Raw genomic sequence first — 902 nt, 5'->3', positions numbered from 1 at the left:
CTGGATATTTTCGCTTTGCGAAATGGATGGAGCGACTGGCTCAGGGGATTGCTGATGGCGTAATTGAGGCCCCGAAAGATCACTAAAACACAGGCCGGAAATTTCGGCGGTTCCGGCGTAGAACCCCGAGTTGCTGAATTCATCGCGACAGAGCGCTGCAACGCCGCCGCAGACCTGTACCCCTGCCGCGTTCGATAAGGGAGATGGCTATTCTCAGCTCGGTTATTGAGTCCCTTATGCGACCAGTGCTCAAGGCCAGGAGCCACGTCAGCTTTTGCCGCGCCATAAGAACGCAGTTTGCCCGTGATGATCCTTTTGGGCGTCATGCCGTAGCGCTTCATCAGACTGACTAACAGGCGTTTAGCCGCTAATTTATCGCGTTTTTTCTGGAGGATTTCTTCAAGAACCAGGCCTGACTGATCGACGGCACGCCAGAGCCAATATTTTTCCCCGCCACATTTCACCGCGACTTCGTCGAGATGCCAGACGTCACCGGGCTTAGGCTGGCGGCGCCGAAGATTTTGGGCGATTTTCGGCCCGAATTTGATAGCCCAGCGTCAGATAGTTTTATAGGAAACGTCAATCCCGCGCTCCAGCAACATTTCCTCCACTTCCCGAAGACTTAGGTTGAAACGGAGGTAGAGCCAAACCGCATGGGAGACTATCTGCGGTGGAAAGCGGTGATGTTTGAAACTGAGCGTTGATGTCGGCATCCGAAAAATTTAGCCCACTTTGGGTTGGCAGACAACTGCGGCATGATTAACGTGACAACACCCATTATTCAGATACTTGTTCTTCTTGACAGTAATGACCCCTTCTTCTGGTTTGTTGGCGTTGAGTGTGGTCTGCGTTGCCATGTTAGCGCCACTTTTATCAATGGTCACTTTCTCCGGTTCATGGTG

Annotated in this window: 3 pseudogenes; 1 reads left to right on the top strand and 2 read right to left on the bottom strand. The window is 52.2% G+C overall.

What is annotated here, in order from left to right:
* Nucleotides 1-86 (top strand): annotated as a pseudogene (locus ACMV5I_RS29530) (arylsulfatase regulator); the annotation flags it as partial.
* 39 nt (nucleotides 87-125) lie between these two features.
* Here the strand turns inward: ACMV5I_RS29530 and ACMV5I_RS29525 are convergent.
* Together ACMV5I_RS29525 and ACMV5I_RS29520 are read right to left on the bottom strand one after the other, a co-directional pair.
* A pseudogene (locus ACMV5I_RS29525) lies at nucleotides 126-677 on the bottom strand (IS6 family transposase); the annotation flags it as partial.
* 99 nt (nucleotides 678-776) lie between these two features.
* Nucleotides 777-902: pseudogene (locus tag ACMV5I_RS29520) on the bottom strand (IS6 family transposase); the annotation flags it as partial.

Source organism: Serratia sp. T13T92 (assembly GCF_047530105.1).
Lineage (GTDB): Bacteria > Pseudomonadota > Gammaproteobacteria > Enterobacterales > Enterobacteriaceae > Chania > Chania fonticola.
The sequence above is the reverse complement of the archived record's forward strand: the minus strand, read 5'-3'. Positions and strand labels throughout refer to the sequence as shown.